Source organism: Rhodospirillales bacterium RIFCSPLOWO2_02_FULL_58_16 (genome assembly GCA_001830425.1).
Taxonomy (GTDB): domain Bacteria; phylum Pseudomonadota; class Alphaproteobacteria; order Rhodospirillales; family 2-02-FULL-58-16; genus 2-02-FULL-58-16.
In genome coordinates, this window is record MIAA01000001.1 from 130,786 (window position 1) to 144,921 (window position 14,136).

Annotated in this window: 10 protein-coding genes and 1 pseudogene; 10 read left to right on the plus strand and 1 reads right to left on the minus strand. The window is 56.9% G+C overall.

Features of this window, described 5'->3' with window-relative positions:
- The first annotated feature begins 20 nt into the window (after window positions 1-20).
- From A3H92_13325 to A3H92_13340, 4 genes are all read left to right on the plus strand, one after another.
- Window positions 21-2,486 carry a flagellar hook-associated protein FlgK gene (locus A3H92_13325; protein ID OHC76568.1) on the plus strand — a complete coding sequence of 822 codons (2,466 nt, stop codon included), beginning with the start codon at window positions 21-23 and terminating at the stop codon, window positions 2,484-2,486.
- An 11-nt stretch (window positions 2,487-2,497) separates the two neighbouring features.
- The gene (locus tag A3H92_13330; GenBank protein ID OHC76569.1) at window positions 2,498-4,054 is read left to right on the plus strand and encodes a hypothetical protein; all 1,557 of its coding nucleotides are present in this window, start codon (window positions 2,498-2,500) and stop codon (window positions 4,052-4,054) included.
- Window positions 4,055-4,084: 30 nt separating this feature from the next.
- Window positions 4,085-5,731, plus strand: coding sequence for a hypothetical protein (locus A3H92_13335; GenBank protein OHC76570.1), 1,647 nt, complete (start codon window positions 4,085-4,087; stop codon window positions 5,729-5,731).
- A gap of 157 nt (window positions 5,732-5,888) precedes the next feature.
- Window positions 5,889-6,821 (plus strand): acetoin utilization protein, encoded by a 933-nt coding sequence (locus tag A3H92_13340; GenBank protein ID OHC76571.1) that lies wholly within the window; start codon window positions 5,889-5,891, stop codon window positions 6,819-6,821.
- Between the two features lie 31 nt (window positions 6,822-6,852).
- On the opposite strand, the gene A3H92_13345 is transcribed toward A3H92_13340, so the two are convergent.
- Window positions 6,853-8,538: a hypothetical protein gene (locus A3H92_13345; GenBank protein OHC76572.1), complete on the minus strand. Its 1,686-nt coding sequence runs from the start codon at window positions 8,536-8,538 to the stop codon at window positions 6,853-6,855.
- Between the two features lie 61 nt (window positions 8,539-8,599).
- On the opposite strand from A3H92_13345, the gene A3H92_13350 reads away from it, so the two are divergent.
- The 6 genes and pseudogenes from A3H92_13350 (at window position 8,600) to A3H92_13375 (ending at window position 14,136) form a co-directional block, all read left to right on the plus strand.
- Entirely contained in the window at window positions 8,600-9,874 is a 1,275-nt protein-coding gene (locus tag A3H92_13350; protein OHC76573.1) for a hypothetical protein, read from the plus strand.
- 26 nt (window positions 9,875-9,900) lie between these two features.
- The gene (locus A3H92_13355; protein ID OHC76574.1) at window positions 9,901-10,398 is read left to right on the plus strand and encodes a hypothetical protein; all 498 of its coding nucleotides are present in this window, start codon (window positions 9,901-9,903) and stop codon (window positions 10,396-10,398) included.
- Window positions 10,399-10,422: 24 nt separating this feature from the next.
- Window positions 10,423-10,674 carry an exodeoxyribonuclease VII small subunit gene (locus A3H92_13360; GenBank protein OHC76592.1) on the plus strand — a complete coding sequence of 84 codons (252 nt, stop codon included), beginning with the start codon at window positions 10,423-10,425 and terminating at the stop codon, window positions 10,672-10,674.
- Complete coding sequence (locus A3H92_13365; GenBank protein OHC76575.1) at window positions 10,671-11,564, plus strand: farnesyl-diphosphate synthase; 894 nt, start codon at window positions 10,671-10,673, stop codon at window positions 11,562-11,564. Before A3H92_13360 ends, A3H92_13365 begins: the two co-directional genes overlap by 4 nt.
- Window positions 11,565-11,603: 39 nt before the next feature.
- On the plus strand, window positions 11,604-13,526 hold the full coding sequence (locus tag A3H92_13370) for a 1-deoxy-D-xylulose-5-phosphate synthase (protein OHC76576.1): 1,923 nt from the start codon (window positions 11,604-11,606) through the stop codon (window positions 13,524-13,526).
- 24 nt (window positions 13,527-13,550) lie between these two features.
- Window positions 13,551-14,136: pseudogene (locus tag A3H92_13375) on the plus strand (hypothetical protein).

Here is a 14,136-nt window from a genome sequence, read left to right on the forward strand (position 1 = left end):
AAGATTGAGGAAAGATCGCCATGTCCGCCCTAACCCTCTCGCTCCTGACCGCTCAAAGCGGTCTGACGGTCAATCAGGCGGCGATGGACGCCACGGCTGAAAACATCGCCAACGCCAACGCGGCGGATTATACGCGCAAAGCCGTAACCATGGAGCAACGGGTGGTCGCCGGCGTCGGCGCCGGCGTCCAGCTTGGGGAACTCAAGCGGCAGATAGATGAAGGACTGCTGAAAAGCATGCGCCTGGAAATGGCGGACTTAAGCAAGCTTGATGTCCAGACCGATTTCTACGAGCGCATCCAGTACACGTTCGGAAGCCCCGAAGACAACACATCAATCGCCCACATCGCTAACCAGTTCAACGGCGCCCTGGAAGCAATGGCGTTGTCGCCCGACAGCGTTCTGCAACAAAGCGAGGTGCTGCGGTGGGCCAATGAACTGGAGGTCAAGTCGCAGGACATGACCTCGACTATCCAGGAGTTGCGCATGCAGGCGGACAACGATATCGCCACCGCCGTGGGTGAAATCAACACCTTGATTCTCAGCATCCGCGACTACAACGATCTGCTGATCAGCAGCAAGGCCGTCAACCGCGAGGTCAGCGACATCATGGACCAGCGCGACAAAGCGATGAACAGGCTCTCGGAACTGATTGACAGCCGGTACTATTTTCGCGGCGACGGCGACATGGTGGTCTTCACCGCTTCCGGTCGGACCCTGGTCGATAACATTCCCGCCACCCTGGTCCATACTGCGGTCGGCACCTCAAGTCCGACAACGACCCATGCCGACGGCTCTATCAGCGGCATTTATATAGGCGAAAAAATCGCCGCCAACGATATCACCGAAGATATCGGCTCCGGCGCCCTGAGCGGACTGATCACCCTGCGCGACGACGTACTTGCCGATCTGCAAAGTCAGCTTGACGAAATGATGGGCGAACTCAGGGATTTGACCAATCAAATTCATAACCGGGGCGCTGCCTTCCCCGGAGCGCAAACGATGACGGGAACACGGAATATAATCAATTCCAGCGCCCAGACGATAAAGCTCGATCCTACCGGCAGCGTGGATGACGTGGTAATCGCCGCTTTCGACATCTCCGGCGACCAGCAGGCAAAAACGACGCTGAACGCCATCATGCAGGACGCCACCATCGGCGTAGCGGTGGCTTATTCGAGCCGAGGCGCAAGCGGGGACTGGACCATCGACCGGGTGGCCGCCAAGATGCAGGCCTGGCTTCGCGATTCGACCAACGCCACCGCTCCCGGACCGGGGTTGGCGGCGGCGACGGTTACCGTGAACAGCGCCGGGCACCTCCAGATCGACCTTAATGACTCCGATAACTATCTTGCCTTCCGCGATCAGGCGGGCACGGCCGCCGGCGCCGCCCTTGAAGATGCCGAAATCGCCTTCAGCGCCGGCGGCGCTGATTACACAGGCGTTACCTTCGCCAATGTTGTCGGCGTCAACAACGACACCATGACGTTCGCCGCCGGAACTGATCTTTCTTACCTGACGGCGGGGGCCACCTTCACCATCAACGGCGCCGCCAATGCGGCGAACAACGGCTCGTTCACCGTGGTCAGCGTGGCCGCCAACGTCATTACCGTGACCTCGGACGCCCTGGTCGCCGAAGCGGTAAACGTCGCCCTGACGACGGGCGCGACCGAGACGGTCAGGGGTTTTTCCAATTTCTTCGGCCTCAATGACTTTTTCGTCGACGGCCTGCCCGACAATATTTGGGAAACGGACGTGATGACGTCCACGTTTTCCGGCACCGCCGCGACTCTTTCCATCAGGGACGACAACGGCTTGATGGGGGCTATTTCCATAGCCGCCACGGCCGGCCTGAGCACCATCAGGGATCAGATCAACAACGCCAATATGGGCGTGACCGCTACGCTGATCCCCGACGGATCGGGAATCAGGCTAAGACTCACCCATGACACCGGCAAAAGCATGTATGTCACCCAGGCGACGGGCAATACGCTGCTCACCGACATCGGGATGCATCTTGCCGATGTGCGCACCGCCGGCACGTTTGAAGTGCGAAGCGACATTAAGGTAAATCCGGGCTTCATAGCGCACGGCGCCGTGCAGTGGGACGCCGACCTCGGCCCCGCCGGCGAGTATTTTACCAGCGTCGGCGATGATACTATTGTCGAGGCCCTGGCCAAAAAGCTCAACGAGAACAATCAGTTCGACGCAGCCGGCGGCCTCGCCGGCGTCAACCACACCATCGCCGAGTATGCGGAAGCCATCCTTGAACGCAATTCAAGCCAGGCTCACGACAACAAGACAAGCCTGGATTTCCAGCAATCGCTCACGGAAAGCCTGCAAGGCAAATCGGACTCCTACAGGGGGGTAAACCTTGACGAAGAACTGGCAAACCTGCTTGTTTATGAGCAAGCGTATTCCGCCGCCGCCCGCATAATCAGCGTCATCCAGAGCATGTTTGATGCTCTCGAACAGACAATCGGATAAGGAGAGCGCCAATGTCCACCCGCGTCGCCAGTTTTTCCGCCAATCAACAACTGATTAATCTGTTGATGCGCGGCCAGCAACGCATGCAGGAGACACAGGTGCAGATAACCAGCGAAAAGGTCTCGCAGGACTATGCGGGGATCGCTCCGGTCTCGGAGCGCCTGGTCAACATCGAAAACTCAACTACGCTGTTAAAACAGTTCAAGGCCAACAACGATATGCTGGACCTGGATATGAACACCGTCGAAGTGACCCTGGATGGAATCCAGAAGACAGTCGCCGACTTTCGCGATCTTCTCAATAATTTCCAGAGCGGTGATATGAGCGATGAAACGCAGGTGAAGAATATTCAGGAAGCCGCGTTCCGCGCCATGACCGACATGCAAACCAATCTGAACATCGATGTCGGCGGGAAATATCTGTTCTCGGGCGCCCGCATTTCCTCCATTCCCGTTGATATGGAGTTGACATCTCTCGGCGACTTCCAGACCAGGTGGACGGGCAACGCCAGCAACGGAACCCTTTACCCTGTTACCAGGGGTCATAACGTCCACCCTAAATTAACCGCCACTGCGGGCACGCCGTGGGACGGCGTGAACGTAGACACCACGGCGCGCGATTACGGCGTCTTGTCATTCGCCGCCGGAACCAGCATCACCGCCGCCACCGCCGGAAAGTTCGCCAACATTCCCGTCGGCGGCACAATCACCATCGCCGGAACCGCAGGCAATAACGGAACCTATACCGTTTCCGCCAACAACGGCACAACGATCACCACCGTTGAGGCTACGGCTCTTGAGGCCGGCGTCGCCGCCGCCACCGTCGCCATGGCCACCTACCCGACATCCGGTTTCGGAACCTTGGCGTTCGCCAATGTCGGCGTTGCCGACACCATTACCGCGTCGAGGACAGGTTCCTTCGGCAACGTTCCCGTGGGTTCGAAAATTACCATCACCGGTTCCGCCTCCAATAACGGGACTTTTACCGTCGCCGCCAACACGGGGACCGTCATTACCCTTTCCTCAACGGATTCCCTTGTGAACGAAGCCGCCACGGCGGCGCCGACCATCACCACCGACATCTCGTATTATGACGGCGATTCACAATCGACCCTCCATAAGGTGACTGAGGGACGGGAATTTTCGATGGACCTTAATGCCATTGATCCCGCCTTCGAGAAGGCGATCCGGGCCATGAGCATCATCGCCCAGGGTGTTTTCGGAACCGCCGGCGGTCTCGACAACAATCATAAGCGGGTGGATGATGCGCAGTATCTGCTGACGGCGGCCCTGGAACCCACCTCGCCCGGCGCCCCGCCCTTTGAAACGGAGCAAACCAGCAGCATTGAAAAAGTTCAGATGGACATCGGCTTTAATCGGTTATTGCTTGATCGAACCAATAAAAGTCACGACCAACTGATCGGCTTTTTTGACCAGAGGGTCGCCGACATCGAGAACATCAATCCGCTGGACGCCATCACGCGCCTGCTTGATGATCAAAAAGCGATGGAAGCCTCGTATCAAGCCATGGCAACGGTGCGCCGGCTGTCATTGAGCAATTACCTTTAGGGTGAGTCAGGCCTGTCGGACGGGGAGCAGATGCCTTCAGAAAAAATTTCTGTCTTCCGGTTTGAAAAGGGCCTTTTTATTTTTCTTGTCGTTCTGGTCCTCCTGAACCTGAACAGGCATCAATGGTCAGCCGATATTCACGGTTCATCCGATGACATAGGGTATTTGGCCTACGCCATGTCCTTCGGGTTGGACTTCGACGCCGATTTTTCCGGGGAAGCTGATGAGTTGCAGTTTTTCCGCGCCGGCAACGGCAAGGTTCCAAAAGGCTTCTATGGTCCCGGCCTGATGGCGGCGCCGTTCGTCGCCCTGTTTTCGACGGTGGACAGGCTGCAAAACCATGAAGTGATCGAGGACAGAGGCAAGTTTGTCAATTCCTGGACCTATTTCGGGTTCTCCTTCGCCGTTCATTTCTACTTTCTCGCTTCAGTGTTCCTTTTTTGGCGATCCGCCATATTATTAACCGACAAGCCGTCCTTGTTTTACACATTGCTTTTCTGTGTGGGTTCCGGGGTCATCTACTATGTATTATCCCGTGTCCGCATGTCCCACAGTTTCGAGTTCTTCGGACTCAGCCTGATTACCTACGCGACGATGCGTTACCGGGAACTCGGCGAACTCAAGTGGTCGGCGGCGGCGGCGGCGGGAGTCAGCATCACCTTGATGGTGCGCTTCAGCGACCTCAATGTCATCGCTCTGCCTGTGATCCTGTTGCTGCTGCAAGATTGCCTGTCGGGACGCGACAACGCGCCGCCGGATATAAAGAAACATATCAAGGCAGCGTTTATTTTCGCCCTTTTGGTCATCTTTTTTTATCTTCCCGTCGCCTACCTTAATAACGAGATTTACGGCGTGGCGATTCCTCATTCACAAGCCGTATACGGCTTGGCGTTTCCCCATTCGCAAGCCGGCTCCGATAGTCAGGAACCGATAGGCTTATTGCCCATAATTATCATGTTGCTTCAACGTCTTCCCGGCTTGGCGCATATTTTTTTCGGAGCCGAATTCGGCCTGTTGTATTCAAGCCCGATAATGGTGTTCGGATTGGGCCTTTTGACCTACATGCTGTTAAAGGCGCGGCGAAACAAAGGATGGCTCGCCATCATAACTCTACTCCTGGCATGGGCTTATGCCGGCTTTAGTTTGGCTGTTGCGCTTATATGGGCGGAACCCGGCATGTCCTATGGGTGGCGCTATCTTTATCCCATTTTCCCGTTGGGCTTTGTCGGCTATTTCATCTGGTGGTCCGATGCTGACAAGCAGACCGCTATATTCAAGAACGTCATCCACGTTTCCTGCGTCGGGCTGTGCGTATTTTCGTTCCTCGGCGCCGTCCTTTTCACAAAGACCGAATCACTCTCTTATCGTGTTCAGGAGAACTATTTCGGCGTTAATGTCGAAGCCGCGCCCAACTTCAACGCCAATCTTCTCAAGGAGGTGTTTTCGGCGGACGCATGGGAGACCGCTGTAAAGGACGGCACATTCGGTTACGTCAATAAAATGTATATTAATCGAACTTACCTCCGCTGGAAGTTCGACCAACTCCTTCATGGCAAGGAGGGGACGGTTATGCCGCCGCGCCGGCAACATCCGCCCGTGGTCGGCATCTGGATACTTATCCTGTTCGGCCTTTGGGGGGCGTGCGCCCGGATATGTATCGGCCTCAATCGGCGATAGCGTCCTGACCCCGAGTTTCCGTCGGCCACCGGTCAGTGTCGTGATTCGGTTATAGTTCGGCGGGAGTTTGGGGTATACAATTACGGATGAGGTCACCATGAACAGCGAATATTGTTTTAGTGGGTAGTATTCTCCGACGCGGTGTCAGTATGTAGGCATGACTACGCTGCTTTACACTCACCCGGTCTGCGTTGAGCATGATCCCGGCCTCCGCCATCCGGAATGTCCGGAGCGTCTCAAGGCCATCGAAAAGGCTCTGGGAACGGAAGCCTTCGCCGCTTTGGACCGCCGCCTTGCGCCCAAAGCCGATATCTCCCAATTAGAGTTGGCGCACGCTCCTTCATATGTCAAAGCGGTGCTGAACGCCGCGCCCGCCCCCGATAGCGGCATTGTTCACCTGGACGGCGACACCGCTATGTCGGCGGCTTCCGGCGAGGCGGCCTTGCGCGCCGCCGGCGCGGCATGCGCCGCCGTCGATGCGGTAGCCGCCGGAGTTGCAAGAAACGCCTTCTGCGCCGTGCGTCCCCCCGGCCATCACGCCGAGCATTCCCGCGCCATGGGTTTCTGCCTGTTCAACAATGTCGTCGTCGGCGCCTTGCACGCCCGCCATAAATGCGGACTTCAGCGGGTGGCGGTAGTTGATTTCGACGTTCACCACGGCAACGGAACTCAACATTCTTTCGAGGACGACGGCGACCTGTTCTTCGCCTCCAGCCACCAGTACCCGTGCTATCCCGGCAGCGGCTCCGAACGTGAGCGGGGCGTCGGCAACATCGTCAACGCCCCTTTGCCCCCCGGCTCCGCCTCCAAGGAATTCCGCGCCGCATGGACCCGCCTTATCCTGCCGGCATTGAGCAATTTTGCCCCTCAAATAATCCTTATTTCAGCCGGCTTTGACGCCCACGCCGATGATCCTCTGGCCCAACTGACGCTGAGCGAGGACGACTTCGCCTGGGTAACCCGCGAAATCCTTTCGGTAGCCGAAGGTTGTTGCGACGGGCGGGTAGTCTCTACCCTTGAAGGCGGCTATAACCTTGACGCCCTGGGGAGAAGCGTCGCCGCTCATGTCGGAGCGCTGATGGAGGGGTGAAAACAGCGAGAACGGCTCCATTTATTTCCGGCTATATATCCTGCATTTTTGCGTAATTATCGGCGCTAAGATCATCAAGCAAAATCTTTCGTTTATTTTCATCAACGCCGGCGGCTTCCAGAGTGATGGCGCCGAGCCGGAGGCCGGCTTCCACCATCTCCGGCACCGCGTGGGCGGCGCCGATCGAGATAAATTTGTTAGCCGTTTTCCAGTCGCGGGTTCGGACAAGAACAGGGATGTCCGGGTAAAGGCGACGCGCAGCGCGCACCATGCCCTCGGCGGCGTGATGATTATCGAGCGTGACAACCATCAGTCTGGCGCGCGCCGCGCCGACAGCCCGTAAAACTTCCGGCCGGCTCGCGTCGCCGTAATAAACCCGATATCCCCGCTTGCGTTCTCTCTCTACGTTGTCTGCGTCCGTATCAATGGCGATGTACGGCACGCCTGCGGAGTTGAGCATATTGGTTATTGTCCGCCCGACACGTCCGAATCCGGCGATGAGGACCGGGCGCTCTTCTTCAGTATCGACGGAATGAATCTTGTCCGTCATGCCCGCTTCAATTCTTGCCGCAATTCTTTCGCCGAGCCATACCATGGCAGGGGTCGCTATCATGCTTAGCACCATAACCGGGATCAGCAGTTCCATCACGCCTTCGGGAAGCAGATGGTGGCTTTCCGCCAGAGAGAACAAGACAAACCCGAACTCGCCGGCCTGGGAAAGAAGGGCGCCGGAACGAACGGATGCGCACATGGATATTCGCCAACATCGTGAGATGGCGATGACAATGACCGCTTTTGCAATCAGCAGCGCCGCCGTGCAGCCGATGACGGTTCCAAAGTCAGCGGCCACGACACGATAGTCCAGAGTCATGCCGACCCCCATGAAGAACAAGCCGAGCAAAAGGCCGCGAAACGGAAGAACATCCGCTTCCACCTGGTGGCGATATTCGGAATTCGCTAAAAACACCCCGGCGATGAACGCTCCCATCGCCATGGAAAAACCAACCTGCTCCATGATCCAGGCAAATCCGAGCACCAGCAGCAGGGCAAGCGCAACGAATGTATCGCTGTTGCCGATGCGCGCGGTAGCGTGAAGGATCGGCCTGACGGCGTACCGTCCGGCCAACAGGATTGCGCCGAAAATAGCGACGTATTTTAAAATGGCGATGGCATTCAAAGCGGCGAGTCCCATCGAGGTCGTCTGATCGATTCGACCGACGGCCAGCAGAGGCAAAAGCACCATAAGCGGAATAACCGCCAAGTCCTGCATCAGTAGTATGGCGAAGCTGTTGCGTCCGTGATTGGTGGTCATTTGTTTGCGCTCGGAGAGAAGCTGGACGCCGAAGGCCGTTGATGACAAGGCAAGTCCGAAGCCGATTGCCAGCGACGCCTCAACCGACATGCCGAATGTGTAGTAGGTTATGACGGCGAACAGCGACCCCGTTGCTAAAACCTGCGCTCCGCCCAAGCCGAATATAATATAGCGCATGACCCACAAGCGCTGCGGCTTCATCTCAATGCCGATCAGGAATAAAAGAAAAACAACGCCGAATTCGCCGATATGACGTAAATTATCCGCGTCTATTATCAACTTTAAGCCGTGTGGTCCGATTACCGCCCCTGCCGCCAGATAACCCAGGACTGAACCCAGCCCCAAGCGCATAAACAACAGGACCGCGACAACGGCGGCGATAAGAAGGAATAAAATTTCAACCATGTTTCAATCGTCAATGCTTATTATGTAAGGTCTCGGCGGTTACAGGAAGTCACTTATTATTATGGCGCACAACGAATTCTCAAAGGCGGAAATTGAAAAGCTGGTCGAAGCGGCCGGGATTCTGGTCGAAGCGGAAAAACCTCTCGCCGTCATTCATGCGACAAGCTGGCCGCCCGAAACGTCAAGGCGGTTTTTTGCCGGCAAATGCCGTGAACTGCCCCGCATCAGCTATACGCCCATCGACCCTGCCCGGACCTTTCAAATGGTTGCCGAAGCGCGGCGCCTGATAAGCGGCGACAGCCCGGTTCACCAATGGCTTTTACGACTCGCGGATGTTTTTGACGAGACGGCCCGTCTTATCGCCAACCTCGGCGCTCCGGCCTTTCACGAGATATCATGCCGCTTGTTCGGAAGCCCCGACACTTTGTTCAGCGACGGCGTTCTTCGCACCATAGACCTCGCCGAGCGCATTGACAGCGTTCTCTCAAGCTACGCCGATGAAGACTTGATGAAAAATCCCGAACTCACTCTTTCGGCCGCCGAATTGCAGGAGCGTTTTAACGTCTCCATTAGGCAACATTTCAAGGAGAACGCGCCGCGTGTCGAGATTGTTGAAACTCTTTCCGCCCGCGCCGTCGCCGGACGCGACTATATCCGCCTACGCGCCGATTGCCGATTCAGCGAGCTGGACGCCGTTCAGTTGCTTCAGCATGAAGCCTTTGTTCATATTGCGACAGGTAACAACGGTAAAAATCAATTCATGTTTCCCATTCTCGGCGAAGCGCATCCGGGCAATACGCGCACCCAGGAAGGCTTGGCGGTGTTCGCTGAATTTATCAGCGGCGCTCTGGGGCCGCACCGTCTGCGCCGCCTCGCCGGACGGGTTCTGGGCATAAAGATGTCCATGGACGGCGCAAATTTTCTCGAACTATTTGAATTCTACCAGGAGCGCGGCGAGAACAGGCTGGATTCGTTTGACATGGCGCGTCGGGTGGTCCGGGGCGGTCTGGTTGAGGGAGGCGCCCCTTTCACCAAGGATGTGGTCTATTTGGGAGGACTTCTTGATGTTCACAATTATCTTCGAACCGTTGTGCGCCTCGGCGACGCCTCGCTGGTAAGGATACTTTTCTACGGGAAATTTGAATTGACCGATCTTGAGGCCATAGTGATGTTGCGTCAGGCCGGGGTGCTTAACGAACCGCGCGTTCTGGCCCCCTGGGCGGACGACATGGGAAAATTGGTCAGTTATCTCACCTATTCCACGTTCCTTAACGAGGTCAATCTGGATAATGTTTCATCGCGGTATGACTTTCTGGCTAACTGGTCTAAACTGTAGCCTTCCGGCATAAAGGTTCTTTTGCGATGGATAAAAAAGAGGAGAGCGGCGACGGCGACGGCGAACAGCCGTTCAACAACGAGCCGTCGTCCCTGGACGAAAATACGCATGCGGAGATGTGTATGCTTTACAGTGAATCGGCGCGAACCATCCGCTTCGCCAAACGTCTTCAATGGTGGACGGTCGGGTCTACGCTCCTGACTTTCGGCGGCCTTGTCGTCATCGCCAAGCTGGTTTCCGTTGACAAGGACTATGCCTCCCAAATGGTTGCGGTGATCATTTTGCTCACCGTGGCCGTCATTTTCACGCTGGTCATCCATCAGTTCTGGCAATATACGGAACTCACGAAGATCGAAGAGATTGATAAAAATCTTTCGACCTTGTTTGCCAAGGTGCGAAAGATCAAATCAAGCAGCGAAGCAAATATCAGCCGCTATATTCTGCTTATTTTTATGATCATGTCCGTTATTATCGGCGCGGCCGTGGCCTATCTCGCCATCAAGCGATTGTTGATGCACGGATAGGGATCGGACGGGGAGCATATGCATATGGCTGATAAATCCATCCCGCAACGGATTGCCGGATTAAGCTTCGAGGAGGCCTTGGCCCAGCTCGAAGAAATCGTGCGCAAGCTGGAGGACGGGACCGGCAAGCTGGACGAGGGGATAATCGCCTATGAGCAGGGCGCCCTCCTCAAGCGTCATTGCGAGGCCAAACTCAGGGAAGCCAAGGCCCGCGTTGAAAAGGTGGTCCTCGGCGCCGATGGCTCCGTAAGCGTGGAGCCGGCGGAAATCCGATGAGCGACGGTAACTTCAAGGACGCCCTCATCGCCAACGCCGAGGCGGTGGAAGATACCCTCGATCAATTACTGCCGGTTGACGACAGTCCCGAGAGTAAAATCACCGAGGCCATGCGCTACGGCGTCTTCAACGGCGGAAAACGCATCCGGCCGTTTATGGTCATTGCCGGCGCCGGCCTGTTCAACGTGGGCCATATCTGCGCCCTTAGAGTGGCGGCGGCGGTGGAAATGGTTCACAGCTATTCGCTGGTGCACGACGACCTGCCGGCCATGGACGATGACGATCTGAGGCGCGGCAAGCCCACTTGCCACATCGAGTTCGATGAAGCGACGGCGATCCTGGCCGGCGACGCCCTGCTGACCAAGGCTTTCGAGGTATTGGGCGAGGAAGATACCCATTCGGACCCGGCGGTGCGCGCCCTGCTGGTGGTCGAAATGGCCCGGGCCATCGGCGACAAGGGCATGGTCGGCGGACAGATGTTTGACCTTATGGCCCAGGACCGCACCCTTGATATGGCGGAAATAACTCACCTGCAAAGGCTGAAGACGGGGAAACTGATCGGCTTTTCATGCGAGGCCGGGGCGATCCTCGGCAAGGCCCCCTTGCCTGCCCGCCATGCTCTTCGCGCCTACGCCCATGACCTGGGACTGGCCTTTCAGATTGTCGATGATTTGCTTGATGTCGAGGGTGACGAAAAACAGATGGGAAAGAAGGTCGGCAAGGACGAAGCCGCCGGTAAGGCTACCTTTGTTTCCCTGCTCGGCGCGGAGCGCGCCCGCTCCCAGGCCGTCATGTTGGCTGATCAGGCGGCGAAGCACCTTGATTTATTTGCCGAAAAGGCTGATCCTCTCAGAAACCTTGCGCAATTCGTTATCAAAAGACATGTTTGAGATCAATTGAATCAAACGTGGGGGGGGGCAGGCATCGTGATGGAACATTATAAAACCCCGCTTCTGGACACCATTAATGTGCCGGAAGATATAAGGGATTTTACCTCCGCGCAGCTCTCACAACTGGCTGATGAAGTCCGTAAGGAAACCATCCGCGTGGTTTCCATCAACGGCGGACATCTCGGCGCCAGTCTCGGCGTGGTCGAACTTACCGTCGCCCTGCATCATGTATTCAATACTCCCAATGACCGGTTGATCTGGGATGTCGGCCACCAGTCCTATCCCCACAAAATTCTCACCGGTCGTCGCAGCCGCATGCATACCCTGCGCCAGGGCGGGGGCATATCGGGGTTTGTCAAACGCTCGGAAAGCGAATATGACCCCTTCGGCGCCGGCCACAGCTCCACGTCTATCTCGGCCGGGCTGGGCATGGCGGCGGCCCGCGACCTTTTGAAGCGGAATAACCATGTCATCGCCGTTATCGGCGACGGCTCGATGAGCGCGGGCATGGCTTACGAGGCGATGAACAACGCCGGCGCCATGGATGAGCGGCTGATCGTTGTCCTCAATGACAACGATATGTCCATCGCGCCGCCGGTAGGCGCCATGAGCGCCTATCTGTCGCGCCTGATCTCGTCCAAGTCATTTCGCTCGGTTCGCCATCTGGCCAAGGTTATCTCCAAGAAGTTCCCGCGCCCTCTGGGAGAGGTGGCGCGCAAGGCCGATGAATACGCTCGCGGCATGGTCACCGGCGGCACCTTGTTTGAAGAGCTGGGCTTTTATTATGTCGGCCCCATCGACGGCCACAATATCGATCATCTGCTGCCCGTCCTGAAGAACCTGCGGGACGACGAGAATCCGGGGCCTGTGCTGTTGCATGTAGTGACAAAAAAGGGACACGGCTACGCTCCCGCCGAGGAAGCGCCGGAAAAGTACCACGGCGTCGGCAAATTCAATCTGATCACCGGAGAACTTATCAAGCCGGAAGCCAAGGCGCCGTCCTATACCAAGGTATTTTCCGACGCCATCGTCAGCGAGGCCGAGGCCGACGACAAAATTGTCGCCATCACCGCCGCCATGCCGGCGGGCACCGGACTTGACCTGTTTGCCGAGCGGTTCCCTGAACGCTTTTTCGATGTCGGCATCGCCGAGCAACATGCCGTGACTTTTGCCGCCGGGCTGGCGTGCGAAGGCTTCAAGCCGTTCATCGCCCTTTATTCCTCCTTCATGCAAAGAGCCTATGATCAAATAGTGCATGATGTGGCGTTGCAGAATCTGCCGGTGCGCTTCGCCATCGACCGCGCCGGGTTGGTCGGCGCCGACGGCGCCACCCATGCCGGTTCGTATGACCTCGCCAATCTCTGCTGTCTGCCCGGCGTCGTCGTCATGGCAGCCGCCGACGAGGCGGAGCTTATGCACATGGTGGCCACCGCCGCCGCCTATGACGCCGGTCCCAGCGCCTTCCGCTATCCGCGCGGCGACGGCGTCGGCGTCGAGATGCCGAAAAAGGGCGTGGCGCTTGAAATCGGCAAGGGTCGCGTGATGCGCGAAGGATCGACAGTGGCGGTGTTAAGCCTCGGCACGCGATTGCAGGAATCGCTTAAGGCCGCCGATGAACTGGCGGCGCGAGGGTTCTCCACCACCGTCGCCGACGCCCGTTTCGCCAAGCCTTTTGACGAGGAACTGGTGACCGGATTGGCGGCATCCCATCAGGTGTTGATCATCATCGAAGAAGGATCGCAAGGAGGCTTCGCCGCCAACGTCATGCAGTTCATGGCGATCAATGACCTTCTCGGCGGCGGCCTCAAGGTGCGGCCGATGACTTTGCCCGACCGTTTTATCCATCACGACGATCCCTTCAAACAGTACGATGCCGCCGGATTGAATGCTCACCACATCGTCAATACGGCGTTAAGCGCCCTGGGCTGTGAGAACGTGGCCGTTAAACCGGCGCGGGCATAGAGCCGTCGATAGCGAGGCCGTGCCGTGCATGAACCACCGGTCGAGGATTCGGAAGAATCAGCCGAGCATTGCCTCCCCGAGGAAGCCAAAATTCTCAAATCTCTTCTCCAAGAATTCAAGGCGAATCCTGAAGACTTTGAAATAAATAAAAAAATCGGCTTGTTCATGTTGTGGGTCAGGAAGTACACGCTTCATGCCGAGCCGTTCATTCGCAGGGCGCTTTCCTTCGATATAAGAAATAAAGACATGCATCGTCTCCTGGATGCGCTGGGGTGCATATACAGCATCAAGGGAAACCATGAGGCCTCTATCGAAGTTTACAGGACGGCGCAGAAACTTTTCCCGAAAATCCGGGTCTTCGATTATCGGCTGGGAGGCATGTTGTTCAAAGCCGGCAAAATTGAAGAGGCTTCCGAGGTTTTCCGGGAGGCCGTTGACGGCGGTTATGCAAGGGCCAGGAAAAATTCTGCGGATAACAACCGGCCTGTAACTCATCTCCTGGAATTAAGGGACATTATCTGCCGTTTTTTCGGCGAGTTGGCGGCCAAGATCGATCTCTACGTCAAGGCCCGCGAACTGGGCTACATAGATTCGGCGAGGGCGATTCTTA